Origin of the sequence: Mesorhizobium sp. M0140, from assembly GCF_040322475.1 — a bacterium.
Classification (GTDB): domain Bacteria; phylum Pseudomonadota; class Alphaproteobacteria; order Rhizobiales; family Rhizobiaceae; genus Mesorhizobium.
The window spans coordinates 167401-194075 of the sequence record NZ_JAMYTM010000003.1 but is presented as its reverse complement, the minus strand read 5'-3'; the positions used below and the strand labels follow the sequence as shown (position 1 = coordinate 194075).

24 protein-coding genes are annotated in these 26675 nt (G+C 62.7%); 19 read left to right on the top strand and 5 right to left on the bottom strand.

The genetic code is table 11. From position 1 onward, the window contains the following. The 3 genes from NKJ37_RS04645 to ruvB are packed head-to-tail and all read left to right on the top strand — an operon-like array spanning window position 1 to window position 1780. Complete coding sequence (locus tag NKJ37_RS04645) at window positions 1–345, top strand: AbrB/MazE/SpoVT family DNA-binding domain-containing protein (protein ID WP_352772943.1); 345 nt, start codon at window positions 1–3, stop codon at window positions 343–345. Further along, window positions 342–746 (top strand): type II toxin-antitoxin system VapC family toxin, encoded by a 405-nt coding sequence (locus tag NKJ37_RS04640; RefSeq protein WP_127296186.1) that lies wholly within the window; start codon window positions 342–344, stop codon window positions 744–746. The genes NKJ37_RS04645 and NKJ37_RS04640 overlap by 4 nt, the downstream gene beginning before the upstream one ends. After that, window positions 743–1780 carry a Holliday junction branch migration DNA helicase RuvB gene (ruvB, locus tag NKJ37_RS04635; protein WP_352772941.1) on the top strand — a complete coding sequence of 346 codons (1038 nt, stop codon included), beginning with the start codon at window positions 743–745 and terminating at the stop codon, window positions 1778–1780. Before NKJ37_RS04640 ends, ruvB begins: the two co-directional genes overlap by 4 nt. A 99-nt stretch (window positions 1781–1879) precedes the next feature. On the opposite strand, the gene NKJ37_RS04630 is transcribed toward ruvB, so the two are convergent. After that, on the bottom strand, window positions 1880–3130 hold the full coding sequence (locus NKJ37_RS04630; protein ID WP_352772938.1) for a glycoside hydrolase family 5 protein: 1251 nt from the start codon (window positions 3128–3130) through the stop codon (window positions 1880–1882). Window positions 3131–3187: 57 nt separating this feature from the next. On the opposite strand from NKJ37_RS04630, the gene ybgC reads away from it, so the two are divergent. The 9 genes from ybgC to ftsH all read left to right on the top strand — a co-directional run bounded on the left by ybgC (window position 3188) and on the right by ftsH (window position 13218). Further along, window positions 3188–3670 (top strand): tol-pal system-associated acyl-CoA thioesterase, encoded by a 483-nt coding sequence (ybgC, locus tag NKJ37_RS04625; RefSeq protein WP_352772936.1) that lies wholly within the window; start codon window positions 3188–3190, stop codon window positions 3668–3670. Window positions 3671–3942: 272 nt separating this feature from the next. Next, window positions 3943–4653, top strand: coding sequence for a protein TolQ (gene tolQ, locus NKJ37_RS04620; protein WP_352772933.1), 711 nt, complete (start codon window positions 3943–3945; stop codon window positions 4651–4653). A gap of 10 nt (window positions 4654–4663) precedes the next feature. After that, window positions 4664–5116 carry a protein TolR gene (gene tolR, locus NKJ37_RS04615; protein ID WP_352750569.1) on the top strand — a complete coding sequence of 151 codons (453 nt, stop codon included), beginning with the start codon at window positions 4664–4666 and terminating at the stop codon, window positions 5114–5116. A 7-nt stretch (window positions 5117–5123) separates the two neighbouring features. Further along, on the top strand, window positions 5124–6281 hold the full coding sequence (tolA, locus tag NKJ37_RS04610) for a cell envelope integrity protein TolA (protein ID WP_352772930.1): 1158 nt from the start codon (window positions 5124–5126) through the stop codon (window positions 6279–6281). Between the two features lie 70 nt (window positions 6282–6351). Further along, entirely contained in the window at window positions 6352–7635 is a 1284-nt protein-coding gene (gene tolB / locus NKJ37_RS04605; RefSeq protein ID WP_502895187.1) for a Tol-Pal system beta propeller repeat protein TolB, read from the top strand. Between the two features lie 250 nt (window positions 7636–7885). Then, complete coding sequence (gene pal, locus NKJ37_RS04600) at window positions 7886–8392, top strand: peptidoglycan-associated lipoprotein Pal (RefSeq protein ID WP_013529149.1); 507 nt, start codon at window positions 7886–7888, stop codon at window positions 8390–8392. A 225-nt stretch (window positions 8393–8617) separates the two neighbouring features. After that, window positions 8618–9712: a tol-pal system protein YbgF gene (gene ybgF, locus NKJ37_RS04595; RefSeq protein WP_128305347.1), complete on the top strand. Its 1095-nt coding sequence runs from the start codon at window positions 8618–8620 to the stop codon at window positions 9710–9712. A 57-nt stretch (window positions 9713–9769) separates the two neighbouring features. Further along, a complete protein-coding gene (gene tilS, locus NKJ37_RS04590; protein ID WP_128305348.1) occupies window positions 9770–11164 on the top strand; it encodes a tRNA lysidine(34) synthetase TilS in 1395 nt (464 codons plus the stop codon). A gap of 125 nt (window positions 11165–11289) precedes the next feature. Beyond that, complete coding sequence (gene ftsH, locus NKJ37_RS04585) at window positions 11290–13218, top strand: ATP-dependent zinc metalloprotease FtsH (RefSeq protein WP_023811859.1); 1929 nt, start codon at window positions 11290–11292, stop codon at window positions 13216–13218. A gap of 248 nt (window positions 13219–13466) precedes the next feature. Here ftsH and NKJ37_RS04580 read toward each other — a convergent pair whose 3' ends face one another. Beyond that, entirely contained in the window at window positions 13467–13919 is a 453-nt protein-coding gene (locus NKJ37_RS04580) for a hypothetical protein (RefSeq protein WP_023811860.1), read from the bottom strand. Between the two features lie 239 nt (window positions 13920–14158). Further along, the gene (locus NKJ37_RS04575; protein ID WP_128305350.1) at window positions 14159–15004 is read right to left on the bottom strand and encodes a hypothetical protein; all 846 of its coding nucleotides are present in this window, start codon (window positions 15002–15004) and stop codon (window positions 14159–14161) included. 367 nt (window positions 15005–15371) lie between these two features. Here NKJ37_RS04575 and glmM point away from each other — a divergent pair, with 367 nt between their 5' ends. The 5 genes from glmM (at window position 15372) to serA (ending at window position 21861) form a co-directional block, all read left to right on the top strand. Then, window positions 15372–16724, top strand: coding sequence for a phosphoglucosamine mutase (gene glmM / locus NKJ37_RS04570; protein WP_023811863.1), 1353 nt, complete (start codon window positions 15372–15374; stop codon window positions 16722–16724). Window positions 16725–16994: 270 nt separating this feature from the next. Beyond that, window positions 16995–17831, top strand: a complete 837-nt coding sequence (locus NKJ37_RS04565; protein ID WP_023811864.1) for an outer membrane protein — start codon at window positions 16995–16997, stop codon at window positions 17829–17831. A gap of 210 nt (window positions 17832–18041) precedes the next feature. Continuing rightward, complete coding sequence (locus tag NKJ37_RS04560; RefSeq protein WP_023811865.1) at window positions 18042–18815, top strand: outer membrane protein; 774 nt, start codon at window positions 18042–18044, stop codon at window positions 18813–18815. Window positions 18816–19016: 201 nt separating this feature from the next. Continuing rightward, window positions 19017–20192 (top strand): phosphoserine transaminase, encoded by a 1176-nt coding sequence (locus NKJ37_RS04555; RefSeq protein ID WP_023811866.1) that lies wholly within the window; start codon window positions 19017–19019, stop codon window positions 20190–20192. A gap of 67 nt (window positions 20193–20259) precedes the next feature. Continuing rightward, on the top strand, window positions 20260–21861 hold the full coding sequence (gene serA / locus NKJ37_RS04550; RefSeq protein ID WP_023811867.1) for a phosphoglycerate dehydrogenase: 1602 nt from the start codon (window positions 20260–20262) through the stop codon (window positions 21859–21861). 48 nt (window positions 21862–21909) lie between these two features. Here serA and NKJ37_RS04545 read toward each other — a convergent pair whose 3' ends face one another. Then, window positions 21910–22374, bottom strand: a complete 465-nt coding sequence (locus tag NKJ37_RS04545) for a DUF2231 domain-containing protein (protein WP_352441038.1) — start codon at window positions 22372–22374, stop codon at window positions 21910–21912. A gap of 151 nt (window positions 22375–22525) precedes the next feature. Then, the gene (locus NKJ37_RS04540) at window positions 22526–23431 is read right to left on the bottom strand and encodes a DMT family transporter (RefSeq protein WP_352772925.1); all 906 of its coding nucleotides are present in this window, start codon (window positions 23429–23431) and stop codon (window positions 22526–22528) included. A 208-nt stretch (window positions 23432–23639) separates the two neighbouring features. On the opposite strand from NKJ37_RS04540, the gene NKJ37_RS04535 reads away from it, so the two are divergent. Next, window positions 23640–24938, top strand: a complete 1299-nt coding sequence (locus NKJ37_RS04535) for an adenylosuccinate synthase (RefSeq protein ID WP_023811870.1) — start codon at window positions 23640–23642, stop codon at window positions 24936–24938. Between the two features lie 76 nt (window positions 24939–25014). Further along, window positions 25015–26664, top strand: coding sequence for a hypothetical protein (locus NKJ37_RS04530; protein WP_352772922.1), 1650 nt, complete (start codon window positions 25015–25017; stop codon window positions 26662–26664). Window positions 26665–26675: the final 11 nt, after the last annotated feature.

Below are 26675 nucleotides of genomic sequence, written 5' to 3'. Positions count from 1 at the left end.
TTGGAAAAGAAAATTCCAACTATCATAGGATTGGTAGGAAATTTCTTAGAAAGTAAGAAAATGGGTGCTTACGCCAGTCTGACCTCGAAGGGTCAGCTTACAATTCCAAAAGATGTCCGGGATGCGCTGTCACTCAAAACGGGTGACATGATCGCCTGGACGGTCATGGATGGCTACCTGATTGGAACGCCGCGCAATCTCGACTTTGCGGACCTCGCCGGATTTCTGGGCGATCCGCCCGGCGGTCCGGCGTCACTGGAGGAAATCGACCTCGCGGTGCGGGATGCAGTTGGTAGGCATGTTGTCGGAGACGGATCGCAAGGCGGACGAGAGGGCGACGAGTGACGTCGATCGGCATTGATACGAACGTTCTGCTTCGAATGGTGCTGAACGACGATGCAGAGCAACGGGCGAAAGCCCTCGCATTCGGCGAAGGCCTCAGCGACGATGCTCCCGGCTTCGTCAGCTTGATCGTGCTGGTGGAATTCAGCTGGTCGTTGATTTCGCGCTACAGACTACCGAAAGAGCAGATGCAGGCGGCAATCCAGAGACTGTTGAAGGTCAAGACACTGTTGTTCGAAGATTTCGATGCCATCGTGATTGCGCTCGAAAGATCAAATTTGCCGCAGGTAGATTTTGCCGATGCGCTGATCGCCGAGCACAATCGAAATCTGGGTTGCTCGCATACAGTCACGTTCGATCAGCGGGCCGCCAAGTCCATTGCCAGTATGGAACTGCTCGCATGAGCCTGTCGCCCCGCCTGATTGCGCCGGAAAAACGCGGCGAGGATGCCGAGCAGACCTTGCGGCCGCAGACGCTCGACGATTTCGTCGGCCAGGCGGCGGTGCGGGCCAATCTCAAAGTGTTCATCGAGGCCGCCAAGGGCCGCAACGAGGCACTCGACCACGTACTGTTCGTCGGGCCACCCGGTCTGGGCAAGACGACGCTGGCGCAGATCATGGCGCGTGAGCTCGGCGTCAATTTCCGCTCGACCTCCGGCCCGGTCATCGCCAAGGCCGGCGATCTTGCCGCGCTGCTGACCAATCTCGAGGAAGGCGACGTGCTGTTCATCGACGAGATCCATCGGCTGAGCCCGGCGGTGGAGGAGATCCTCTATCCGGCGATGGAGGATTTCCAGCTCGACCTGATCATCGGCGAAGGACCGGCGGCGCGTTCGGTCAAGATCGACCTCGCCCGCTTCACGCTCGTCGCCGCCACCACCCGGCTTGGACTGCTCACCAACCCGCTGCGCGATCGTTTCGGCATTCCGGTGCGACTCAATTTCTACACGGTCGAGGAGCTGGAGCAGATCGTGCGGCGCGGCGCGCGCATCCTGCAAATGCCGCTCGGCGATGACGGTGCGCTGGAGATCGCGCGGCGTGCGCGCGGCACGCCACGCATCGCCGGCCGGCTCTTGCGCCGTGTGCGCGATTTCGCCTCGGTGGCCGGCGACGGCCATGTCGACCGCAAGATCGCCGACGAGGCGCTCACTCGGCTGGAGGTCGATGCGCTCGGCCTCGACGCGCTCGACCGGCGGTATCTCAGCATGATCGCGTGCAATTTCGGCGGCGGGCCGGTCGGCATCGAGACGATCGCCGCCGGCCTGTCAGAGCCGCGCGATGCCATCGAGGACATCATCGAGCCCTATCTGATCCAGCAGGGCTTCATCCAGCGCACGCCGCGCGGCCGCATGCTGACGGCCAATGCCTGGCGCCATCTCGGCCTCGACGCGCCGAAAGATCTGGCGCAGCAGCAGATCAACCTGTTCCAGGAAGAGTAATTTTCCAGCGCCGTCCCGTCGTCTCGGACCTGGCTCAGCATTGCGTCGGTACGTTTTTGAATGCGCCCGGAATCTTCTCGATCGATCTTGGCTGGGCGATCAACGCAGCCCACGGATCACGTCCATTACAACCGGCTCGGCCTTGTCGCCGTTGAAGGCGTCGACGATGCCGAAGGCACCGCCATAACTCCACACCGACCATGAGAAGCCATGTGCTTCGGCACGCCCGATCATGTCCCTGACATAGGCGGCCCGGTAATCGGCGGGCATCACATAGGAATTGCCATATTCCTGGCGGATCATGCCGAACTCGCCCAGCGTGATGTTTTCCGGCTTGACGCGGTTGGCCTTCGCCCATGCCTCGACCTTTTTGAACGGCGCATCCATCAAGCCGAGCAGCTTGTCGAGGCTGTCCATGCTGGCGACTTGTTCGTCGAGATAGGCAAGCAGGCCGCTCTGCCTTGTCCATGGCGCCTCGGCCTTGATCCTGGCGCGGATGGTGTCGAGCGTCACGTCGAGCTGTGCCTTGGGCACCGCGCTCAGCGGGTAAGGCAGGCCGGTCACGTAGGGGATGAAGTCGCCGGCCCAGGTCGCGCCCTGATGGGTGAGCAGGAACGGATCGTAGGAGTGGAACGCCCAGATGACGTTGTCGTCCGGGATCGTCTTCGGGTCGATCTTCTCCAGTGAGCTCGCGGCGGAATAGCAGGCGCCGGTCAGCACCAGGGTCAATTTCGTCGCCGACGATCGCGCTGCGGCGAACAGTTTACGCTGGCGGTCCGGCCACAGGGTGGTGCCATCGCTGTCGCAGTCGACGATCGGTTCATTCATCGGCTCGAAGGCGACCTGGGCGGGATCTTCGCTGGCCAGCGTGCGGGCCATCTTGCGGACCATCTCGACATAGGTGTCGAAGGTCCGCGGGTCGTCCATCACTTGCGCCATGCCGATCTTGCGGCTGCCGCCGGCCGGGATCAGGTGCATGTCGACGACCACCTTCAGCCCGGCGCGGTTGATCATGCGCACCGAGTCCAGCACGCTGGCATAGAGATCGTCACGCAAGGTCACGGTCTGGTCGGACAGAAAGGGCGATGGATCGACCGGCATGCGCAGGAAATCGAAGCCGGCGTCCTTCAGTGCCTTGAGGTCGTTCTCCCCAAGGAATTTCCGCCATTCCGGGTAGGGCAGGATGGCCGTGGCATCGCCCCACTGGTCTTCGCCGGGCCATGTGACCCATTGGTCGAGGTTGAGGCCGCGCTTCATCGAGAATGTCGCGGTCTGGCCAGGCAGCGCCAAAGCCATCAGCACGAACAGCGCCGCCGTCAAACTCTTGATCATCGCCGTCAACAGTGCCATCCGATGTTATGTTCCGCGGGAAACTGGTGCCTCGCCGGGGCTGAAAAAGGAAGCGCAATGGGCGATCATGGTGAATCGGCGACGCTGCTGGCCGGCATTTCGGGCGCTCTGACCGCGTTCGGCCACCGGCTGATGGCGCGGGTCTATTATGCCGACACCGATTTCTCCGGCGTCGTCTACCATGCGCGCTATCTCGAATTCTTCGAACGCGGTCGCTCCGACTATCTCAGGCTGACCGGCGTGCACCACACAGAGCTTGCCGACGGCAAGCATGGCGAAAGAATAGTCTGGGTGGTGCGCCGCATGGAGATCGACTTTCGCGGCCCCGCCCGCATCGATGACATCCTGACGGTCGACACCCGCACCGAGGAGATTTCCGGCGCGCGCATCTTCATGGCGCAGCAGCTCAAGCGCAGCGACGAGGTGCTGGTCGAGGCCAAGGTCGAGGCGGCGATCATCGGTGAGAATGGCCGCCCAAGGCGTTTTCCCAAGGAATGGGTGGTGGCATTCATGCCCAGGGCCTTGCCGACGGCTGACTAGCCTCATTGTGAGCGACGGCGAATGCATGTGCCTTGCCACTGGGCGTGGCAATGCGCCGCGCCTTATATACTAACCCATCCTTAACCATAACGGTTCATGAAGAGATTGGTGAAGATTGGCGTTATCGAACGCCTTCCTTTCACCAATATTTGCCCCGAAAAGGCCGATAACGGCACAGTTTGGGGTTGTTCCGGTAGCTTCGTGCGAACCGACCACAAGGGATGCCAGGGGCCAGCCGCCAGCTTCGCCCGGAAAATCTTAAGGACGTAACGATGGAAAATATCGCACTCGCCGACCCGGGCGCGCAATTGTCGGTTTGGTCGCTGTTCGTTTCGGCAAGTTGGGTGGTCAAGCTGGTCATGATCGGCCTGCTCTGCGCCTCGGTCTGGACCTGGGCGATCATCGTCGACAAGCTGGTTTCCTATGCCCGCATGCGGCTGGCGCTCAACCGGTTCGAGCAGGTGTTCTGGTCGGGGCAGTCGCTGGAGGAGCTTTACCGCACGCTCGCCGACCGCAAGACCACCGGCATGGGCGCCATTTTCGTCGCCGCCATGCGCGAGTGGAAGAAGAGTTTCGAGAAGGGCGCCAAGTCGCCGCTTGGCCTGCAGACCCGCATCGACAAGGCGATGGACCTGGCGCTGACCGGCGAGATGGAAAAGCTGGAAGGGCGCCTCGGTTTCCTTGCCACCACCGGCTCGGCGGCACCCTTCATCGGGCTGTTCGGCACCGTCATCGGCATCATGACGTCGTTCCAGGCGATCGCCGGCTCCAAGAACACCAGTCTCGCCGTGGTTGCGCCGGGCATCGCCGAAGCGCTGCTGGCGACGGCCATCGGCCTGCTCGCGGCCATTCCCGCCGTCATCGCCTACAACAAGCTGTCGTCCGACGCGAGCAAGATAGCCGTGCGCATGGAAGGGTTCTCCGACGAGTTCTCCGCCATACTCTCGCGCCAAATCGATGAAAAAGTGGCCCCCAAGGCCTGAGGAGTAGCAGATGGGTATGTCCATGGGCATGGGAGGACGCGGCGGGCGCGGCCACAGGCGGCGCGGCCGTCACCATGCACTGATGTCCGAGATCAACGTCACGCCGATGGTCGACGTGATGCTGGTGCTGCTGATCATCTTCATGGTCGCCGCACCAATGCTGACGGTCGGCGTGCCGGTCGACCTGCCGGAGACGCAGGCCAAGGCGATGAATGCCGATACCCAGCCAATCATGGTTACGATCGACGCCACGGGCAAGATTTTCCTGCAGGAGACCGAAATCCCGCAGGAAGAGTTGGTGGCCAAGCTGCAGGCGATTTCCAAGACCGGCTATGACGAGCGCATCTTCATCCGCGGCGACAAGTTAACCAACTACGGCACCGCGATGAAGGTGATGGCCCTCATCCAGGCCGCTGGCTACAAGAATATGGGCCTGATTTCATTGCAGGAACAGGATCAGTAGACAGACGATGAAGACCGGCCTCACCACATCGGTGATCTTGCATGCGGCGGCGCTGACCTTCGGCTTGTTCACGCTGACGGCGCCGGCCGCGCTTCCGTCCTCCGACGTCGAGTCGGTCGCGGTCGATATCGTGCCGATGGAAGCCATTGCGCAGACGTTGCAGGGCGACAAGAAGGCCGTGATGCACGAAAAGCCGGCACCCGTGCCGACGCAGCGCCCGGACATCGTTCCGGATGCGCAGAAGGTCGGCGAGAACAGCGTCGACACCGACAAGCCGATAACGCCGGAAGCCAAGCCGAAGCCCGTCGACATGACCTCGGCTCCGCCGCCCGCGCCGACCCCGATCGAAAAGCCGAAGCCCGAGGACGTGCCGAAGCCGCAGGAAAAGCCCAAGCCCACCCCGGCAACGGAAGTGGCGCCGGCGCCAACGCCCAAGGAAGAGGTCAAGCCCGAGCCGGTCAAGCAGGCCGACCCCAAGCCGACACCGGCCAAGCCGGCGCCAACTCCGCCGCCGCAGGACAAGACCGCCGCCATCGATCCAACGCCCGAGGTCAAACCCGACGCCGTCGCTGAAGCCATAGCGCAGGAGCCGCCCGCCGAGGCGACGCAGCTGCCCGACTCGGCGCCCGCGCCGGAAGGGCGGCCGAAGCCGCAGCCTGCGCAGGCCGAAAGCGCCAAGGCGCCGGAGCGGAAGAACGCCGACAAGCCGGTTAAGGAAGCCTCGTCGAAGCCGAAGTCCGACGACAAGCAGTTCAACGCCGACGAGATCTCCGCGCTCCTCGACAAGCAGAAACCATCCGGCGGCGGCGCCAAGCGCTCGACCCAGCAGGCGTCGCTTGGCGGCGACAAGGATCAGGGCCAGAAGCTTTCCAGGTCCGAAATGGGCGCCCTGGAAAGCCAGCTTGGTGGCTGCTGGACTCTTCCCGCGGGCCTTGAAGGTTCCGAGAACTTCGTCGTCGTGGTGCGGTTCAACCTGGATGCCTCCGGCAAGCTGGACGGACGCCCGGCGGTCGAAACGTCGAGCGGAAACCGCCAGTTCGACGAAAGTGCCGTTCGTGCGGTGCAAAAATGCGATGTCACCGGCCTGCAGGTTCCCGCCGGCAAGCAGGATATCTGGGCCGACGTCCGCGTCACCTTCGATCCAAGGGAGATGCTGGGCCTCTAAGGCGGCCCGCGTATCCGAAAATCAGTACGAGAAGCGAGAAGACATGAAATCAATCCTCAAGCCGCTCCTGATGGTCTCAGCAATGGCGATGGGCATGACCACTGCCAGCACGTTGCCGGCGCTGGCGCTGGTCGAGCTCAACGTCAACAAGGGCAACGTCGAGCCGCTGCCGATCGCCATCACAGATTTCCAGGGCGGCGACGCGCTTGGGGCTCAGATTTCGCAGATCGTCACCGCCGATTTGAAGCGTTCGGGTCTGTTCGCTCCGATCGACAAGAGCGCCTTTATCGAGAAGATCACCAACCCCGATGCAGCGCCGCGCTTCGACGACTGGAAGGTGATCAACGCGCAGGCGCTGGTCACCGGCAGCGTCAGCAAAGAAGCCGACGGCCGCATCCGCGCCCAGTACCGGTTGTGGGATACCTTTGCCGGCCAGCAGATGGCCGGCGAGCAGTTCTTCGCCAACGACGCCAATCAGCGGCGTGTCGCCCACATCATCGCCGACGCCATCTATGAGCGGCTGACCGGCGAAAAAGGCTATTTCGACACCCGCGTCGTCTTCATCGACGAATCCGGCGCCAAGAATGCGCGCAAGAAGCGCCTCGCGATCATGGACCAGGACGGCGCCAATGTGCGCTATCTCTCGGACGGCAGGTCGATCGTGCTGACGCCGCGTTTCTCGCCGAACCGGCAGGAAATCACCTACATGTCGTATGAGAGCGGCCAGCCGCGGGTCTACCTGCTGCAGATCGAAACGGGGCAGCGCGAACTGGTCGGCAATTTCCCCGGCATGACCTTTGCGCCGCGCTTTTCGCCCGACGGCCAGAAGGTGATCATGAGCTTGCTGCGCGACGACGGCAATTCCAACATCTTCGCTATGGACCTGCGCAGCCGTTCGACGACGAGGCTGACCAATTCGACCGCCATCGACACCTCGCCGTCCTATTCGCCCGACGGCAGCAAGGTGGTGTTCACCTCCGACCGTGGCGGCCGCGCACAGATCTACGTGATGGGCGCCGACGGCTCTGGTCAGACCCGCATCTCCTTTGGCGACGGCGTCTATTCGACACCGGTATGGTCGCCGCGCGGCGACCTCATCGCCTTCACCAAGCAGACCGGCGGCGAATTCCAGATCGGCGTCATGAAGACCGACGGCTCGGGAGAGCGCATCCTGTCCTCCGGCTTCCAGCAGGAGGGACCGACCTGGGCGCCGAACGGCCGCGTGCTGATGTTCTTCCGCGATTCCGCCGGTGGCCCCAAACTGGTTTCGGTCGATCTGACCGGACGCAACGAGCAATCGATCCCAACGGCGAACTTCGCTTCGGACCCGGCCTGGTCGCCGCTGCTCGAATAGGTTCGGCTGAATTGCCACACATGCTGAGAAGGGGCCGTTTCGGCCCCTTTTCCATGCCTTGGCCGCCTTTTGGCCGTATTTACGCCTAGGGTCCGCGTGAACTGTGGCTTCAGGCCGAAACGGCTGCGGACGGGCAGCTTAAACCAAAATTTAACCGTGTTTCTTGAATGCCGGTTAACCCAAACGTGGTTACTGGGTGATCAACGAAATCACTCAAAGTAGATCACTCGAAATACGAAGGAGAGGCGGCATGGGCCGTATCGCAGCACTTACCAGAAACCCGGTCATGATCGCGCTGGTGGCGATGCTCGCCATCGCCGGTTGCGCCTCGAAGAAGACGCCGAACAACGCGGCCGATCTTGGCCTCAACGGCGCCGGCGCGGCGACGCCCGGCTCGGCGCAGGACTTCACCGTCAACATTGGCGACCGCATCTTCTTCGATACGGACTCGACCTCGATCCGTGCCGACGCGCAGACGACGCTCTCGCGCCAGGCGCAGTGGCTGAATCAGTACAAGCAGTATGCCATCGTCGTCGAAGGCCATGCCGACGAACGCGGAACGCGCGAATACAATCTGGCGCTCGGCGCCCGCCGCGCCGCCGCCACCCGTGACTTCCTTGTCGCCAAGGGCGTCTCGGCCAGCCGTCTCAAGACCATTTCCTACGGCAAGGAACGTCCGGTCGCGGTTTGCGACGACATCTCCTGCTGGTCGCAGAATCGCCGCGCGGTCACCACGCTCAGCGGTGCTGGCTCCTGAGGCATCACGCAGCCGACCGGCGCGTCAAAGAACGCGCGGCCGTCTAGCGGTAAAAATGCAACATACCTGCGCGAAAGGCGGCCCTGGGGCCGCCTTTTTCATATCCGGATGCTCGAAACAAAATTTGGCCGAAGTCTCGGCTCCTGCTATGAGCCGAGGGCGCTTGGCTGGTCCCATTCTGATTGGAAGGCGCGAACAAGCTAACGAAATCACTGCGAGAGGCACATGCATTTGAGATCGGTTCTGAGCGGCACGCTTGCGCTGCTGCTCCTATCAGGCGTCACCGCCTTGGCTAGTGGCACAGGGCAATCAACCGACAGCGGCTTTACCTTCCATCTTCCCAGTATCGAATTGCCGGGGTTTTTTGGTCAAAAGAAGAAACCGGACCAGGTTCAGCTGGTGCAGTCCGATCCTGCCGCTGTCACCAGCCTGGAAGAGCAACTGCGGCAGATGAACGGCAAGATCGAGGAACTCAATTTCCAGGTCCTGCAGATGCAGGAGCAGATTCGCAAGCAGCAGGAAGATAATGAATTCCGCTTCCAGCAGCTGGAAGGTGGCGGCACGCAAGGCGGGCAGCCGCCGGCGCAGAAGAAATCGGACGCCACCACCGGCCCCGACAACGACGTGGCGGCGGCCCCGGCAATACGGGCGCCGGCCGATGCCGGCGCCGCGCCCGCCAACGACCAATCGGCAGGCGGCAAGACGGTCGAGGACGTCATCGTCGAATCTCCCGATGGCGACCCCGGCAAGGTCATTCCCGGTACGGGAGCGCCGGAAAAGAATTTCGGCACCATCACCGTCGACAAGAATGGCAATGTCATCGATGCCGGCGGCAACACACAATCGACCGCGCCGGCGCAGGACACCGCGCCAGTCGCCGGGGCGGCGCCCAAGGCCGGCAAGTCCGACACGGTAGTCGCGGCGTTGCCCGCCACCAACAACCCGGAGGAGCTTTACCGCAACTCATACCAGTTCATCCTCTCGGGCGACTACGGCACCGCCGAGCAGGGTTTTCGCGACCACATCGCCCGCTTCCCCAGGGATGCGAAGGCGGCGGACGCGCATTACTGGCTGGGCGAGTCATTGCTCGGCCAGCAGAAATACCGCGATGCGGCCGAGACTTTCCTTGCCGCCAGCAAGGACTACCCCAAGGCCAAGAAAGCTCCCGACATGTTGCTGAAGCTCGGCGTGTCGCTGGTCGGCCTCAAGCAGCATGATGTTGCCTGTGCCACCTTCAGCGAGGTCGGCAAGCGCTACCCTGATATTTCCAGTGCGCTCAAGGAACGCGTCAAGCAAGAGAAGGCTCTGGCTGCCTGCTGATCCTTGTCCTACATGTCGTTGTCCTGAAACCGGGATCACTTTTGGGCGACATGCATTATGCTCGACACCGAGCCGGACCTTTCGTCTAACCCTTTTTCGCATATCGATTTTACCAGCGGCGCTGTTGCGGCCGTGTCCGGCGGCAGCGACTCGACCGCCCTGCTCCTTCTTCTCAGACACCATCTCGACCGTACGGCGCCGGCAACCAAGCTGCTGGCGGTGACGATCGACCACGGTTTGCGGTCCGGTTCGGCTGCGGAAGCGCAAGCAGTGGCGAAGCTGTGCGCCAGACTCGGAATTTCACACCGCATCCTGACATGGTCGGGCCTCAAGCCATCGACCGGCCTGCCCGCCGCCGCTCGCGAGGCGCGCTACCGGCTGTTGTCCGAAGCGGCACAAGCCGAAGGCGTCGGCATGATCCTCACCGGCCATACCGCCGATGACCAGGCGGAGACGGTGTTGATGCGGCAAGCGCGCGCAGAAGGATTGGCGCGGGACGAGGGCCAAGGCCATGCCGAAATGGCAGGCCGGGGACTTGCCGGCATGGCGCCGGCCACCCTGTATGACTCTCGCGCGTGGATCGTGCGGCCGCTTCTCGGGTTGCGGCGCGCGGCGCTGCGAGATGTCCTGCGGCGTGAGAATGTCGGCTGGGCCGACGACCCGACCAATGCCGACGAGGCTTTCGAGCGGCCGCGCATGCGGGCAGCCCTTGCCGACGGCAACGGTGCACAGCGCATCGGCGATGCACTGGCGTTGGCCGCGCATGAGGGCCGCGCGCGCAGTCAACTCGGCCTCGCCGCCGCTAGTTTGATCGGCGATTTCGCGACCCGGCTGTCCTGCGGGCTCATTCGTCTTGATCCGCTTTTGCTGAACACAGGTGACGAGCGAGCGGCCGTCTATGCGTTGCGTATCCTGCTGGCCATGGCCGGCGGAATTGCCTTCCTGCCGGATCAGGCCCGCAGCGAGACTCTGTTCGGTCGGCTGAGGGCTGGATTTCTTTGCGCCACATTGTCGCGGACGGTTGTGGATTCCCGGCGCTCCGGCATCTTCCTGCGCCGCGAGGCGCGCGGCCTGCCCTCCGCCGCTGCCATCACGGACGGCACCGTCTGGGATGGCCGCCGGCGCATCACATTGAACGACAGCAGCAGCGCATTGTTGATTGCCCCGTTCGGCGCAGCAGCGGCGAAGCGGCTGGCGAAGGGCGATGGAAAAACCCCGCCGAGCCTGATGCGCGCCGCGCTCGCCGCCGAGCCGGCGTTGTGGCAGGCCGGTGAATGCCTTGATTTGTCGGGGGATAGCCGGGCGCCAATGGCGGTTGAAGTGCGGCCGGTCGTTGCGCCCTTTGCCCGCTTCCTGCCGTCCTTCGACCTGGCGCCGGCGCGGGCCGTGGCCGGGCTGATTGGCGCGGCCCCGGTGCCGCCCTTGCCTTTCAGCGGCCACAGTGCCGGCTGATGGTTGCGCGAAAGCTTAACCCAGACGTGCTGTTCTGCTTGGCAAGGGGGGACGCTCTCCCTATGTTAGGCGCAAGTTTCCTCTCATGACGCGTGTCCGCCCCCCGGACGCCAACGGGACAATTGATGAATCCGAACTATCGCAACCTCGCGCTCTGGGCGATCATAGCGGTCCTGCTCATAGCCCTGTTCAATCTGTTTCAGACGCCGCAGACGCGAGGGGCCTCCAGCGATGTGCCTTATTCGCAGTTCCTGCAGGATGTCGCGGCGGGCCGGGTCAAGACGGTGACCATCGCGGGCGCCCGTATCAGCGGCACCTACACCGACAATGCCAGCGGCTTCCAGACCTATTCGCCCGGCGATCCTTCGCTGGTCTCGCGGCTGCAGGACAAGAACGTCACCATCAATGCGCGGCCTGAAACAGACGGTTCCAATTCGCTGTTCGGCTATCTGATCTCGTGGCTGCCGATGATCCTCATCCTCGGCGTCTGGATATTCTTCATGCGCCAGATGCAGTCCGGCTCCGGTCGCGCCATGGGCTTCGGCAAGTCGAAGGCCAAGCTGCTCACCGAAGCGCATGGCCGCGTCACCTTCCAGGACGTTGCCGGCGTCGACGAAGCCAAGGAAGATCTGGAAGAGATCGTCGAGTTCCTGCGCGATCCGCAGAAATTCCAGCGGCTCGGCGGCAAGATTCCGCGCGGCGTGCTGCTTGTCGGCCCTCCGGGAACCGGCAAGACGCTGCTCGCCCGCTCGGTTGCCGGCGAAGCCAATGTGCCGTTCTTCACCATTTCCGGTTCTGACTTCGTCGAGATGTTCGTCGGCGTCGGTGCAAGCCGCGTCCGCGACATGTTCGACCAGGCCAAGAAGAACGCGCCCTGCATCATCTTCATCGACGAAATCGACGCTGTCGGCCGTCATCGCGGCGCCGGCCTCGGCGGCGGCAATGACGAACGCGAGCAGACGCTGAACCAGCTCCTGGTCGAGATGGACGGCTTCGAGTCCAACGAAAGCATCATCCTGATCGCTGCCACCAACCGGCCCGACGTGCTCGATCCGGCACTGCTCAGGCCAGGCCGCTTCGACCGCCAGGTCGTGGTGCCGAACCCCGACATCGTCGGCCGCGAGAAGATCCTCAAGGTGCATGTGCGCAACGTGCCGCTGGCGCCCAATGTCGACCTCAAGGTGATCGCGCGCGGTACGCCGGGCTTTTCCGGCGCTGACCTGATGAACCTCGTCAACGAATCCGCGCTGATGGCGGCACGGCGCAACAAGCGCCTCGTCACCATGGCCGAATTCGAGGACGCCAAGGACAAGATCATGATGGGCGCCGAGCGCCGCTCGTCGGCCATGACGCAGGCCGAGAAGGAGCTGACCGCCTACCACGAGGCAGGCCACGCCATTCTCGCGCTGAACGTGCCGTCGGCCGATCCGCTGCACAAGGCCACGATCATCCCACGCGGTCGCGCGCTCGGCATGGTCATGCAGTTGCCCGAAGGCGACCGTTATTCGATGAGCTACAAATACATGATCTCGCGGCTCGCCATCATGATGGGCGGCCGTGTCGCCGAGGAGTTCAAGTTCGGCAAGGAAAACATCACCTCGGGTGCCTCTTCGGATATCGAGCAGGCGACCAAACTGGCGCGCGCCATGGTCACACGCTGGGGCTTTTCCGACAAGCTCGGCCATGTCGCTTATGGCGACAACCAGGAAGAAGTGTTCCTCGGCCACTCGGTGGCGCGCACGCAGAACGTGTCGGAAGAAACGGCGCAGATCATCGACGCCGAAGTGCGCCGCCTGATCGACGAGGCCTACTCATCGGCGAAGTCCATCCTGACCAAGAAGAAGAAGGAATGGATCGCGCTGGCGCAGGGCCTGCTGGAATACGAGACGCTGTCCGGCGAGGAGATCAAGCAGTTGATCGCCGGCCACAAGCCAGCGCGCGACCTTGGCGACGACACGCCGCCGAGCCGTGGCTCTGCCGTGCCGAAGTCCGGCGGCCGGCGCAAGAAGGGGCCGGAGCCCGAAGGCGGCATGGAACCGCAGCCATCGAGCTGAGCTTGACCACTGATTTCATCGAACGCCGCGGCTTGCTCCGCGGCGTTTTTTGTTTTTGGCGTTGGGGAGGAGTTGTCCGCGACCTCGCATCTGCGACGATGACGATTGGCGAAAGCCTAGGTGATAGCCAATCTCCCCCCTTGCGGGGGAGATTGGCAACGTCGCCGCGGGCGTGCCCTCGAAGGCAACAAAGAAGGCCCGCGAACCCTGCGGTTCGCAGGCCTTCTCTTCTTCAGATGTCTTGTCGCTCAGCTCTTCAGCTTGGCATTGCACAGGCTGTAATAACCGCCGCCCTTCTGGATCCAGCGAAGGCCGTTCAACGTGCCCGCGTCCTTGTTGCCATGGTAGCCCTGGAGACAGGTCTTCATGCGCGCCTTCGCGGGCTTTTCGGTCTTGAACTCGGCGGCCAGCGTGGTTGGGAATGTCACGCCCGCGGGCGCTACAGTGGGGGCGACCGCCGCGCTGGTTTCCTTTTTCGTCTGCGGCTCGGTTTTGACCGTATCCTCGCTGACACTGTCCGCTGCTGATGTCGCGCACTTCTCCTTGCGAAAAGCCGTCCAGTCCATGCCGTTCAGAGTGCCGCCTTCCTTGGCTGTTCGATAGGTCTCGCCGCATTCCTTCATCGTCAGTGCGCTTGCGGGGGCGACGCTCCAAGCGACAAATGCGGTCGCAGCCAATACCGCCAATTTCAAACTGTGCATAAGACCCTCCTGGTTGATAATAAGTTTGACGTCTTTTTGTATACGGTTTGTTCTTTATATGTTCAACAGAATCGTTACGGACTACCGATGAGCTTGGCGGTGGGCAGTAGGCGAATTGATGATCCCGGCAGCCCGGCGACATGCAGTTGCGAGCAAGGCAGTATGCGTCTTCGCGCAACAAAAAAGGCCCGCGCATCTTGCGATGCGCGGGCCTTTGTTTGGAGACTATGGCTAAGCGATCAGCTCTTCAGCTTGGCATTGCACAGGCTGTAGAAGCCGCCGCCCTTCTGGATCCACTTCAGGCCGCCAAGCGCATTGGCGTCCTTCAAGGCATAATACTGGTCGAGGCAAGTGTGCATGCGGCCTTTACCGGGGGTCTCGCTGGAATATTTAGCCGAGATCGCGGACGGGAAAGTGACGCCCTTGGGTGCGGCCGTGGTCGGCTTTGCCGGCTCCTTGGTGTAGCTCGCCTCGTCGGCGGCCGGCACGGTGTCGTCATCCGAGGCACCGGTACCGCATTCGGCCTTGCGGAAGTCGTTCCACTTCATGCCTTTCAGCGTGTTGGCCGTCTTGGCAGCCTGATACTTGGTGCTGCATTCGGCCATGCTCAGGCCCTTGCCGTCGGCGGGAGCCGCGGCTGCCTTGGTGGCTGCCGGCTTGGCGGCGGCAGCGGCGGATGCACCGGCGGCGCATTCGGACTTGCGGAAGTCGTTCCACTTCATGCCGTTCAGCGTGCCGGCGGCCTTCGCCGCCTGGTATTTGGTGCTGCATTCCTTCGCCGTCAGGCCCTTGGCCGTGCTGTCGTCCGTCGCGGCGGCAGCCTTGGCCGGCTTCGTCTCGGCAGCCTTCGTGGTGTCAGTTGCTTTCTTGGTATCGGCCGGCTTGGCGTCGGTCGTCGCGGCGGCGTCGGTGCCGCACTGAGCCTTGCGGAACTGGTTCCAGGTCGCGCCGGCGAGTGTCCCCGCATCCTTGGCGGCGTTGTACTTCGTGCTGCACTCGGCCATCGTCAGTGCGTTGGCTGGCGCGGTCAGGAACAAGGTCGCGACGGCGAGGCCGGTCAAAGTGGCAAGTCGGTGGATGAGCATAGCGTTTCTCCGTTGCAGCAGCCCATGATACGTCCCTGCAAATCAATACCGCTCAACGGGCGGTTGCGCCAGATGCTAAGTGGCGTATATATCGCCGAAGACCGGTTTCTCCCGATAAGGTGATGAAATCGTTGTTTGTTGCCTGGTCCAAAGCAAGATTTTGCTGGTGCATCCGCGCTGAAAGGCTCGCATGACTTGTATATTGCAACATGGCAGTCTGGGCATGTCAGGTTGCGGCCACATGTGTGCAGTGCACAACAATGGTTTTCTAAGGATTGGTAACGTATAATCACACAATGTGATCATAGCGCCCTGGCCAATTGTGGCATGACGTGCCGGGGAAGAAACGTCGAGGAAGCTGACTAGCATGGCAGGGAATTATTTCGGCACGGACGGCATTCGCGGACGCGCCAACAAGTTTCCGATGACGGCTGAAATCGCGATGCGGGTCGGCATGGCCGCCGGCCTTTCCTTCCAGCGCGGCAGCCATCGACATCGTGTCGTGCTCGGCAAGGACACCAGGCTTTCCGGCTATATGATCGAGAATGCCATGGTCGCCGGTCTTTGTGCCGCCGGCATGGACGTGTTCCTGCTCGGCCCGATCCCGACTCCGGCTGTCGCCATGCTGGTGCGTTCGCTGCGCGCCGATATCGGCGTCATGATCTCGGCCTCGCACAACCCCTATTACGACAACGGCATCAAGCTGTTCGGACCCGACGGCTACAAGCTCTCCGACGAAATCGAGGAGCGCATCGAGAGCATGCTCGACAAGGATATCGAACTGGCGCTCGCCGATTCCGACGGGCTTGGCCGCGCCAAGCGCGTCGATGGCGTGCATGACCGCTACATCGAATTCGCCAAGCGCACCTTGCCGCGCTCGATGTCGCTCGCGGGCTTGAGGATCGTCGTCGATTGCGCCAATGGCGCGGCCTACAAGGTGGCGCCCGAGGCGCTGTGGGAACTGGGCGCCGAAGTCGTCGCCATCAATGTCGAGCCCAACGGCTTCAACATCAACAAGGAATGCGGCTCGACCCATCCGGCCGGCCTGCAAAAGAAGGTGCACGAAGTGCGCGCCGACATCGGCATCGCGCTCGACGGCGACGCCGATCGCGTCGTCATCGTCGATGAAAACGGCGCGATCGTCGATGGCGACCAGATCATGGCGCTGATCGCCGAATCCTGGCACCAGAGCGGGCGGCTTGCGGGCGGCGGCGTCGTTTCGACGGTGATGTCCAATCTCGGCCTCGAGCGCTTCCTCGGCGGCATGAAGCTGCAATTGCACCGCACCAAGGTTGGCGACCGTTATGTCGTCGAGCATATGCGCGCGCATGGCTTGAATGTCGGCGGCGAACAGTCGGGCCATATCGTGCTGTCGGATTTCTCGACCACCGGCGACGGCCTGGTTTCGGCGCTGCAGGTGCTGGCCTGCATCAAGCGGCAGGGCCGGCCGGTCAGCGAACTGTCGAAGAAATTCGAACCCGTGCCGCAGCTTCTGAAGAACGTCCATATTTCCGGCGGCAAGCCGCTCGAGGAGGCGCCGGTCAAGGCCGCCATCGAAGACGCCCGTAACCGCCTCGGCAAGACCGGACGGCTGGTTATCCGGCCATCAGGGACAGAACCGCTGATCCGCGTGATGGCCGAAGGCGACGACCCGCAACTGGTCGAGTCCGTCGTCAACGGCATCGTTGAAGTCATCTCGGAAACGCGCAGCGCCGCCTGACCCCAGCGCGTCCAGCAGGACGTGGATCGGACAACCAGGCGCGCCGCGCTCCCTTAACCGGTCCAAGGCCCGCCCCTCGGCGGGCTTTTTCTTGTCAGCCGCCACTTTTTTCGGTGCCCGTAAATCTCGCGCCAATCCCTAGAGTTTCGAGATTCGTGGTTAAGCAACAGGGTTAAACGCCTTTTAACCTTTGCAATTCATTATCCACGACTGAAAGCCAATCGCATTTCGGACGGATTCGCCGTTCCGAGCTTCTCAGGGGTGACAAGCATGTTCAAGACAGCAAGAAAGGTCCTGCTCGCCTTCCTGTTCGCAGGCCTGGCAGGACCGCTGTTCGCAGCCGACCTGCCGGAACCGATGGTCGAAGAGGCTCCGCCTCAGGCTGTCTACGAGCAGCCGGTCGAGGTCGGCGGCTGGTACATCCGCGGCGACATCGACTATCACAAGTCGACCGTGCGCGGCATCGACTATATGACCTACACCGTCGATCCCTGTAACTGTACGGTTACGCCCGGCACCAGAAGCTTCGATTTCGGCAAACTCAAGGGCGGTTTCTCGCTCGGCGCCGGCGTCGGCTACAAGATCAACGATCACTTCCGGACCGATTTGACCGCCGACTACTGGTTCAAGTCGAACTTCAACGGGGGCACCTCGGACATCAACGGTACTTCGACCGAAGTATCGAAGATGAGCGCCCTGTTGCTGCTGGCGAATGCCTATGTCGATCTCGGCACCTACCATGGCATCACGCCTTACGTTGGCGCCGGCATCGGCGGCGCCCGCGTCAAGTGGGATGATGTCTACGACCCGAACACCACCGAGTTCAATCCCGGCAGATCAAGCTGGCGTTTCGCCTACGGTCTGATGGCCGGCGCTTCGTACTGCCTGACCGACAAGATCATTCTCGATGCCGGCTACCGCTTCTCCCATATTCAGGGCGGCCGCATGTTCGACTGGAACATCACCAGCTCCGGTCCCGGCTTCGACCGTGGCATCAACACGCACGAAGTGCGCGGTGGCCTGCGCTACCAGTTCGGTGGCAGCAATGGTTGCGCCGCGCCGGTCGTGGCCTACCAGCCCGAACCCGAGCCGATCTACACCAAGTAACGCCATCTACATCACTTGAATTCTTCGAAAACCGTCCGGCCTCAAGCCGGGCGGTTTTTCGTTTGGGCCGCCTGGAATCGACAGGGGAAATGAATTCGCTAACGCTCTGTTAGCCTTAACCGGCACTTAACCACTATGGTTAACAATGCTCCTTGAAACGATGGCTGCCGCTGCGATTGCGGGCTGAGCCAAATTCGGGAGTCGGGGACCATGAAACTTACATCGCGTATGGCGCTGGCGCTCGGTGCACTAGCCCTCCTGCCGCTGACGCCGGTGCACGCGGCCGATTATGACCCGCCGATCTACGTCGACCAGGCGCCCGACTACGTCCCGGTCGAGGTCGGTTCCGGCTGGTACCTGCGCGGCGACGTCTCCTATCTGGCGCAGAAGAGCTTCAAAAATGAGGATTTCGCCTTCACACCTTCGCCACCTGCAAGCTTCAGCGACAAAGAAGATCCGATCTTTGCCAGCATCGGCTTCGGCTACCATTTCAACGACTATCTGCGCGCCGACCTCAATCTCGGCTATCTGCCTGGCAACGAGATCGGCGTCGGCTATGACGATTCAGCGACTGCGGCAGAGCCGACCGTGGCGTCGGCATCCCTGAAGAACTACGCCTTGTCGGGCATACTCAACGGCTATGTCGATCTTGGCACCTATGTCGGCATCACACCCTATCTCGGCGCCGGTATCGGGGTCGTTCGCAGCAAGCGCAGCCTGTCGGCAAGCTATTTCACCGACAATGGCGACGACACGGACGATTTCGCCGTAAGTGACAGCAAGACCCAGTACTCGCTGGCCTACACGCTGAATGCGGGCCTCGCCTATCAGGTATCGAAGAACGTTTCCGTCGACCTGGGCTATCAGTATTTCTCCGCCCCGGACGCTGAATATGTGACGGCTGAGAGCCTGACCTCCTATCCGGTCAAAAAAGGTATCAGCAACCATCAGGTCAAGCTCGGGCTGCGCTACGATCTCTGGTAGGCGCGGCGAGCACGAGGTTCAGGACGGCGGATCTTCGGGGTCCGCCGTTTGCGTTTGAAGTCACGACATCCCGATCAGGGATCGCCGGTATCCCGGCAGCGACAAAAACTTTCCTCTTGACGCCCGAAGTCTGAACGCATATCGCCGTCCGTGGGCCACCCCTCCCCAACGAGGGGCCACTATCTGGAAGGATAGACCACGATGACGACGCATACGAAGCCCGGACTCCGTCCGGCAAACCCCAATTTTTCCTCAGGTCCCTGTGCAAAACGTCCCGGCTGGTCGGTCGAGGCGCTGAACAATGCCGCGCTCGGCCGTTCCCACCGCGCCAAGATCGGCAAGACCAAGCTCGAACAGGCGATCGAGCTGACGCGGGAGATTCTCCAGGTCCCGGCGGGTTATCGCATCGGCATTGTGCCGGCGTCGGACACCGGTGCGGTCGAGATGGCGCTGTGGTCGCTGCTCGGCGAGCGCGGCGTCGACATGGTCGCCTGGGAGAGCTTTGGCTCCGGCTGGGTCACCGACGTGATCAAGCAATTGAAGCTCGCCGATGTGCGCAAGATCGAAGCCGGCTACGGCGAACTGCCTGATCTTACCAGGATCGATTTCGACCGCGATGTGGTCTTCACCTGGAACGGCACCACGTCGGGCGTGCGCGTGCCGAACGGCGATTTCATTCCCGCGGACCGCAAGGGCCTGACCGTCTGCGATGCGACTTCCGCCGCATTCGCGCAGAGGCTCGACTTCGAAAAGCTCGATGTCGTCACGTTCTCCTGGCAGAAGGTGCTGGGCGGCGAGGGCGCTCACGGCATGCTGATCCTGTCGCCTCGTGCCGTCGAGCGGCTGGAGACCTACAAGCCTTCATGGCCGCTGCCGAAAATCTTCCGCCTGACTTCGGGCGGCAAGCTGATCGAAGGCATCTTCAAGGGCGAGACCATCAACACCCCCTCGATGCTGTGCGTCGAGGATTACCTCGATGCGCTCAACTGGGCGAAGTCGACCGGCGGCCTCGACGCGCTGATCGCCAGGGCGGATGCCAATGCGGCCGTCCTCGATCGCTTTGTCGGCAAATCCTCCTGGCTCGGTCATCTCGCCGTCCAGCCGGCGACACGGTCGAACACGTCCGTCTGCCTGTCCTTCACCGATCCGGACGTGTCCGAGCTCGACGCCGACGGGCAGGCGGCTTTCGCCAAGGGGCTGGTGTCGGTGCTCGACAAGGAAGGCGTCGCCTACGATATCGGTGCCTATCGCGACGCACCGCCCGGCCTGCGCATCTGGTGCGGCGCGACGGTCGAGACGTCGGATCTGGAAGCGCTGCTGCCCTGGCTCGACTGGGCCTTCGCCGCACAGAAGGCGTCGCTCAAAGCGGCGGCCTGAGATCATTCGCGGCGGCCTCCGGGCCGCCCATTCCCATCAGGATCAAATCCATTTCAAGGAGGTCGCCATGGCGCCCCGCGTTCTCGTCTCAGACAAACTCTCCCCCACCGCCGTGCAGATATTCAAGGATCGTGGCGTCGAGGTCGACTATCTGCCCGATCTCGGCAAGGACAAGGAAAAGCTCGCCGAAGTGATCGGCCAGTATGATGGCCTCGCCATCCGTTCGGCGACCAAGGTCACCGAAAAGCTGATCAACGCCGCTACCAATCTCAAAGTCATCGGCCGCGCCGGCATCGGCGTCGACAATGTCGATATCCCGGCGGCAAGCCGCAAGGGCATCATCGTGATGAACACGCCCTTCGGCAACTCGATCACCACAGCCGAACATGCGGTGGCGATGATCTTTGCGCTGGCGCGCCAGATCCCTGAAGCCAACGCCTCGACCCATGCCGGCAAATGGGAAAAGAACCGCTTCATGGGCGTTGAGATCACCGGCAAGACGCTGGGCGTCATCGGCTGCGGCAACATCGGTTCGATCGTCGCGACACGCGGCGTTGGCCTCAAGATGCACGTCATCGCCTTCGATCCGTTCCTGTCGGACAGCCGTGCCGAGGAGCTTGGCGTCGACAAGGTCGAACTCGACGAACTGTTCGCCCGCGCCGATTTCATCACCCTGCACACGCCGCTGACCGACAAGACGCGCAACATCATCGATGCCGCGGCGATCGCCAAGATGAAGAAGGGCGTGCGCATCATCAATTGCGCACGCGGCGGTCTGATCGTCGAGGCCGACCTGATCGCGGCGCTGAAGAGCGGCAAGGTCGCCGGCGCCGGCGTCGACGTCTTCGAGGTCGAACCCGCCGAGAACAACGAACTGTTCGGCATGGAGAATGTGGTGGCGACGCCGCATCTCGGCGCCTCGACGACGGAGGCCCAGGAGAATGTCGCGCTGCAGGTTGCCGAACAGATGGCCGACTATCTGATCAAGGGCGCCGTCTCCAACGCCATCAACATGCCGTCGATCACCGCCGAGGAGGCGCCGCGGTTGAAGCCGTTCGTCAAGCTTGCCGAGGTGCTCGGCGCCTTCGTCGGCCAGGTCACCGAGGATCCGATCAAGGAGGTCGAGATCCTGTTCGACGGCTCCACCGCGACGATGAACACGCGCGCGCTGATCAGCGCCGCACTCGCCGGGCTGATCCGGCCTCAGGTCTCGGACGTCAACATGGTGTCGGCGCCGATCATGGTGAAGGAGCGCGGCATCATCGTCGCCGAGGTCAAGCGCGACAAATCGGGCGTGTTCGACGGCTATATCAAGCTGACCGTGAAGACCGAGCATATGACGCGTTCGATCGCCGGCACATGCTTCTCGGATGGCAAGCCACGCTTCATCCAGATCAAGGGCATCAACCTTGATGCCGAGGTCGGCCAGCACATGCTCTACACCACCAATGCCGACGCGCCGGGCATTATCGGGCTGCTCGGCACTGTCTGCGGCGAGAATGGCGTCAACATCGCCAACTTCCAGCTCGGCCGCAACCGGCCGGGCGGCGATGCCATAGCGCTGCTCTATCTCGACGCGCCGTTCCCGGAAGCCGTGCTGGAAAAGGTCAAGGCGCATAAGTCGATCGACTCGGCCAAGCGGCTGCAGTTCGACGTCAACGCGATGTGATCGAGGACAGGGGTCGCCCTCGTTGAACCGGCCGCCGCGGCGGCCGGTTCAGGTCAACTCGTCCGAGCCATCGGAGACACCCACGCGATGTCGGTAGACCAGTTCCCAGCCCTTCCAGCCCGTAAACAGCAGGATGAGAACCACGATCAGCGATAGGACGAAGCCGGTTGGCATCACGGCCGCCGCTCCGCCCGCATACCGCGAGTACCAGTTGTAAAGCTCGATCAACACGACGAGTACATTGCCGCCGGCATGGAGCCATGCCGTCGTGAGATTGCGGATCTGAACATCGCCGAGAACATCCGTCAGGCCAGCAAGCGCAGCCAGGGCAGCCATGATCAGGCCTGCGCCGAGAAGCCAAAGCGACCCGGTGACCCATCCGGGATCGGCTGTTCGCCAGAAGATAAGATCGCAAACGAAGGTGCCGACGAAAAAAGCAATCGGAAACGGAATCAGCATGGGATGGATAGGGTGACCAGCGATGCTTGCCGTGCTGCGAGGGTTGTGGCTCATCATGTCGCCTCCCTGCCGTTCAAACTCCGCTGGAGGTGAAATGTTCCAAGTGGGACGCGGCAGGGTTTATGCCGCCGTTCCGCGGCCATTGGCGAAGTCCAGGCCGTTCGCGTGAATTGCCGCGACGGCGGAGGGCGTCAGCCGCCACATGTCATCCGCGGTGGTCCGCCAACGCCATCTTGCGCCCGCTGTATTCGGCAAGTCCGATGCCGCCCAGCACGAGCACCAAAGCCAATGCCTGATAGAGGTGGAACGTCTCGCCGACGATCAGCACCGATAGCAGCGTGCCGAAGATCGGCACCAGATTGATGAACAGGCCGGCGCGGTTGGCGCCGATCAGTTCGTTGCCTCTGATGTAGAAGATCTGCGAAACGACGGAGGCGCCGATCGCCGTATAGACGATGACGGTCCAGCCGCGCGCGTCGGGCATGATGACCTTGCCGGCGACGACCTCCCACAGGAAGAACGGCAGCGAAGTGACGAGTGCCGCAACCGACAGGGCCAGCATCAGGCTTTGCCAATGCATCACTGGTTTCAACCGCAGTCCGACCGAATAGCCGCTGTAGAGAAACACGGCGACCAGCATGATGGCGTCGCCGAAATTGAGTTCCAGCGTCAACAACCGGCGCGGGTCGCCATGGCAGGCGGTGAGGATCACGCCGGCGATGGTCAGCACGACGCCGACAATCTGAGCCCAGTTCACGCGCAGGCGGAAGAAGACGAAATTGGCAGTCATGATCAGGATCGGCATCGCCGCCTGTTCGATCGAGACATTGATCGCTGTCGTGTAGTTGAGCGCCGTGTAGAAGATGGTGTTGAACAGGGTGAAGCCGCTGGCGCCGAGGGCGACCAGCACGAACCAGTGCTTGCGGACGACCGGCCAGTCCTTCTGGATGGTCTTCCAGCCGATGGGCAGCATGATCGTCACGGCCAGAACCCAGCGCAGGAAGACCAGCGTCATCGGCGAGACGTGATCGACCGCCAGCTTGCCGGCCACCGAATTTCCGCCCCAGAGCAAGGTGGTGAGCAGCAGGAATATGTAGGCGCTTCGATGCATCGCGGGATTCCAGTCGCCGGAGCTGCGGTGTTTGCCGGCCTATTGCCCTCGCTCGCCCAAGTAAATGATGTCAAAGCCGAAAATTGTTGTGCCTCAGGGCATTTTCGACGGCAAAGAAAGGTCGCGCTCGCGAGGTCTTGACGTTATAGAGGCCTGTCGTTTCGAACCATATTCAAGCCGCTTGGCGGCGTCTCAAGGGAAAAGAAACATGGCCAATGTGGTGGTCGTCGGCTCGCAGTGGGGTGACGAAGGCAAGGGCAAGATCGTCGACTGGCTGTCGGAGCGGGCCGATGTCGTGGTGCGTTTCCAGGGCGGCCACAATGCCGGCCATACGCTGGTCGTCGACGGCAAGGTCTACAAGCTGTCGTTGCTTCCGTCGGGCGTCGTGCGCCAGGGCAAGCTGTCCATCATCGGCAATGGCGTCGTGTTCGACCCGCATGCTTTCGTCGCCGAGGTGGCCAAGCTCAAGGCGCAAGGTGTCGAAGTGGCGCCGGATCGCCTGAAAATAGCCGAAAACACAGCGCTTATCCTGTCCCTGCATCGGGAGCTGGACGGATTCCGTGAGGACGCCGCATCCAATTCCGGGACGAAGATTGGCACGACCCGTCGTGGCATCGGCCCCGCCTACGAGGACAAGGTGGGCCGGCGCGCGGTCAGGGTGATGGACTTGGCGGATTTGGAAACACTGCCCGTGAAGGTTGACAGGCTGCTGACGCACCATAATGCGCTGCGTCGGGGGCTTGGCCATGCGGAAGTCACGCATGACGCGATCATGCAGGAACTGACCTCGGTCGCCGACGACATCCTGCCCTATATGGACCGGGTCTGGAAAATCCTCGATGACAAGCGCCGGGCTGGCGAGCGTATCCTGTTCGAGGGCGCGCAGGGCACGCTGCTTGACATAGACCACGGCACCTATCCATTCGTGACCTCGTCGAACACGGTTGCCGGACAGGCTGCCGCCGGCTCCGGCGTCGGCCCAGGCGCTATCGGCTATGTGCTCGGCATCACCAAAGCCTATACGACACGCGTCGGCGAGGGTCCGTTCCCAACCGAGCAGAAGAACGAGGTCGGCGAATTCCTCGGCACGCGCGGCCATGAATTCGGCGTCGTCACCGGCCGCAAGCGCCGCTGCGGCTGGTTCGACGCGGTGCTGGTACGCCAGGCCGTCGCTGTCAACGGCATCAAGGGCATCGCGCTGACCAAGCTCGACGTGCTTGACGGGCTGGACGAGATCAAGGTCTGCACAGGTTATCATCTCGACGGCGAGATGATCGATTATCTGCCGGCAAGCCAGGGTGCGCAGGCACGTGTCGAACCGGTCTACGAGACGCTCGAGGGCTGGAAAGGCACCACTGCCGGCGCGCGCAGCTGGAACGATCTGCCGGCCCAGGCCGTCAAATACGTCCGCTACATCGAAGAGCTGATCGGCGCCCCGGTCGCACTCCTTTCCACCAGCCCGGAACGGGACGACACGATACTTGTGACCGATCCGTTTCAAGACTAGTTTCTGAAGCCTTTTCCGGGCATCGCGGCCGATTTGCGGGGGCCGGCGCGGAAACAAAATACAGGTCGACTGAAGCATGGCAGATTACGTTGCTATTCTGAAAAAGGCGCTCGGCAAGCATGGCGACGAGACGCCGGAAAAGCGTACGCGCATCTATGCCAGCGTTCGCACCATGCTGGCGAAGAAGCTTGAGGAATATTCGCCGCCGCCGGCCGCCGAAGCCATAGCCACGCAGATGCGTTCGCTGGAAGACGCGATCGCGAGTGTCGAGCGGGACTATGCCAAGAGCCTGCCGGAGACCGATCCGCTGGCGGAGCTGGAACACATCTTTTCGTCGATCGATCGCAACAAGAATCAGCCGAGCCATACACGGCAGCCGGCCAAGGCCGAATCGGCCTGGCCCGCACCGCCCGCTGCAAAGCCTGAATCTTATCAGCCCGCGCCACCACCTGCCGCCAAGGTCGAGCCGAGCTGGCAAAGGGCGACGCCGGCGCCTTCCCAGCTGGCTCGCGCCGACACGCCTCTTCCAGGTATGGATGCCGACGAGGAGGAGGACGAGGCCGATGTGTTTTCCAGCGACGAAGAACCGGTGTCGGATACCTTCCAGCGCCTGCGTCCCGCCGAGCGCAAGCGCAGCTATGGTGGGCTGATCGCGGCCGTCGTCGCTCTTCTGGTCGTAGCCGGCGGTGGCTACGGAATCTGGCTGAACAAGGATGCCTTCGGCAAAATGCTTGGGCTTGGCGGCAATCAGGTCGCCAAGACCGAGCCGGTGAAACCAGCGCCTGCCAAGCCGGCAACCGATGCCGCGGCAACGCCTCCGGCGCCCGCGGCTGGCGGCACGGAAGCCGAAAGCACGAAATTCACGCAGCGGCTGACGCCGCAGGGCAGTGAAGTCGACCCGGGTCCGGCCGGTGGCCAAAGCGGCATCGGCGAAGGCGAATCGGTCGCCGCGCTGACCACGCCGCCCTCGGCGACGAACCCACCGGCGATTTCCGCTCCGGCCGCAGGCACACCTGCCGCGGCAGCGCCCCCCGCTACAGGTGCCGCCCCCGCAACACCGCCTGCCAACGGAGCTGCCCCGGCAGCGCCAGCCGATGCTGCCGGCACGCCGACCGCACCGGCCGGCGCCGCGCCGCCCGCCACGGCAGCTGCGCCTGCGGAAGCCGCTCTGCCTGTCGGCCAGAAGGCGATCTTCTATGAGGAGCGCACCAGCACCGCCCAGGGTTCCGCCGAGCCCGGCAACATCGTCTGGTCGCTGGTGCAGGAATCGCCCGGTGGCGACCTGCCGCCGGAGCCGGCGATCCGCGCCGAGGCCACCATTCCCGGCAAGGACATCCAGTTGCGCATGACCATCCGCCGCAACACCGACCAGACACTGCCGGCCAGCCATATCATCGAGATGATCTTCCTGACGCCCGACGGTTTCGAGGGCGGCGGTGTCGACAACATCCTGCGCGTCGCCATGAAGGGTTCGGAGCAGGATGCCGGCAGCCCGTTGATCGGCATTCCGGCCAAGATCGCCGACGGCTTCTTCCTCGTCGCGCTCAACGATACCAAGGCCGACGAAGACGCCAACATGACCCTGCTTCGCGGCCAGGACTGGATCGACGTACCGGTCGTCTACAAGACCGGACGGCGGGCACTGCTGACCATGGAAAAGGGCATTCCCGGCGAGAAGGTGTTCGACGAGGCAATCAAGGCCTGGCAGGCGAAGACGGCGGGCTGAGAAGGAAGCCG

Coding starts and splice junctions, on each gene's coding strand:
- tilS (WP_128305348.1), top strand. CDS start 9,770: ATGCTCGACACCGAGCCGGACCTTTCGTCTAACCCTTTTTCGCATATC.
- ftsH (WP_023811859.1), top strand. CDS start 11,290: ATGAATCCGAACTATCGCAACCTCGCGCTCTGGGCGATCATAGCGGTC.
- NKJ37_RS04530 (WP_352772922.1), top strand. CDS start 25,015: ATGGCAGATTACGTTGCTATTCTGAAAAAGGCGCTCGGCAAGCATGGC.
- tolQ (WP_352772933.1), top strand. CDS start 3,943: ATGGAAAATATCGCACTCGCCGACCCGGGCGCGCAATTGTCGGTTTGG.
- glmM (WP_023811863.1), top strand. CDS start 15,372: ATGGCAGGGAATTATTTCGGCACGGACGGCATTCGCGGACGCGCCAAC.
- NKJ37_RS04565 (WP_023811864.1), top strand. CDS start 16,995: ATGTTCAAGACAGCAAGAAAGGTCCTGCTCGCCTTCCTGTTCGCAGGC.
- NKJ37_RS04630 (WP_352772938.1), bottom strand. CDS start 3,130: ATGGCACTGTTGACGGCGATGATCAAGAGTTTGACGGCGGCGCTGTTC.
- pal (WP_013529149.1), top strand. CDS start 7,886: ATGGGCCGTATCGCAGCACTTACCAGAAACCCGGTCATGATCGCGCTG.
- ruvB (WP_352772941.1), top strand. CDS start 743: ATGAGCCTGTCGCCCCGCCTGATTGCGCCGGAAAAACGCGGCGAGGAT.
- NKJ37_RS04535 (WP_023811870.1), top strand. CDS start 23,640: ATGGCCAATGTGGTGGTCGTCGGCTCGCAGTGGGGTGACGAAGGCAAG.
- NKJ37_RS04580 (WP_023811860.1), bottom strand. CDS start 13,919: ATGCACAGTTTGAAATTGGCGGTATTGGCTGCGACCGCATTTGTCGCT.
- tolB (WP_502895187.1), top strand. CDS start 6,352: ATGGTCTCAGCAATGGCGATGGGCATGACCACTGCCAGCACGTTGCCG.
- tolR (WP_352750569.1), top strand. CDS start 4,664: ATGGGTATGTCCATGGGCATGGGAGGACGCGGCGGGCGCGGCCACAGG.
- ybgC (WP_352772936.1), top strand. CDS start 3,188: ATGGGCGATCATGGTGAATCGGCGACGCTGCTGGCCGGCATTTCGGGC.
- tolA (WP_352772930.1), top strand. CDS start 5,124: ATGAAGACCGGCCTCACCACATCGGTGATCTTGCATGCGGCGGCGCTG.
- serA (WP_023811867.1), top strand. CDS start 20,260: ATGGCGCCCCGCGTTCTCGTCTCAGACAAACTCTCCCCCACCGCCGTG.
- NKJ37_RS04560 (WP_023811865.1), top strand. CDS start 18,042: ATGAAACTTACATCGCGTATGGCGCTGGCGCTCGGTGCACTAGCCCTC.
- ybgF (WP_128305347.1), top strand. CDS start 8,618: ATGCATTTGAGATCGGTTCTGAGCGGCACGCTTGCGCTGCTGCTCCTA.
- NKJ37_RS04540 (WP_352772925.1), bottom strand. CDS start 23,431: ATGCATCGAAGCGCCTACATATTCCTGCTGCTCACCACCTTGCTCTGG.
- NKJ37_RS04575 (WP_128305350.1), bottom strand. CDS start 15,004: ATGCTCATCCACCGACTTGCCACTTTGACCGGCCTCGCCGTCGCGACC.
- NKJ37_RS04555 (WP_023811866.1), top strand. CDS start 19,017: ATGACGACGCATACGAAGCCCGGACTCCGTCCGGCAAACCCCAATTTT.
- NKJ37_RS04545 (WP_352441038.1), bottom strand. CDS start 22,374: ATGAGCCACAACCCTCGCAGCACGGCAAGCATCGCTGGTCACCCTATC.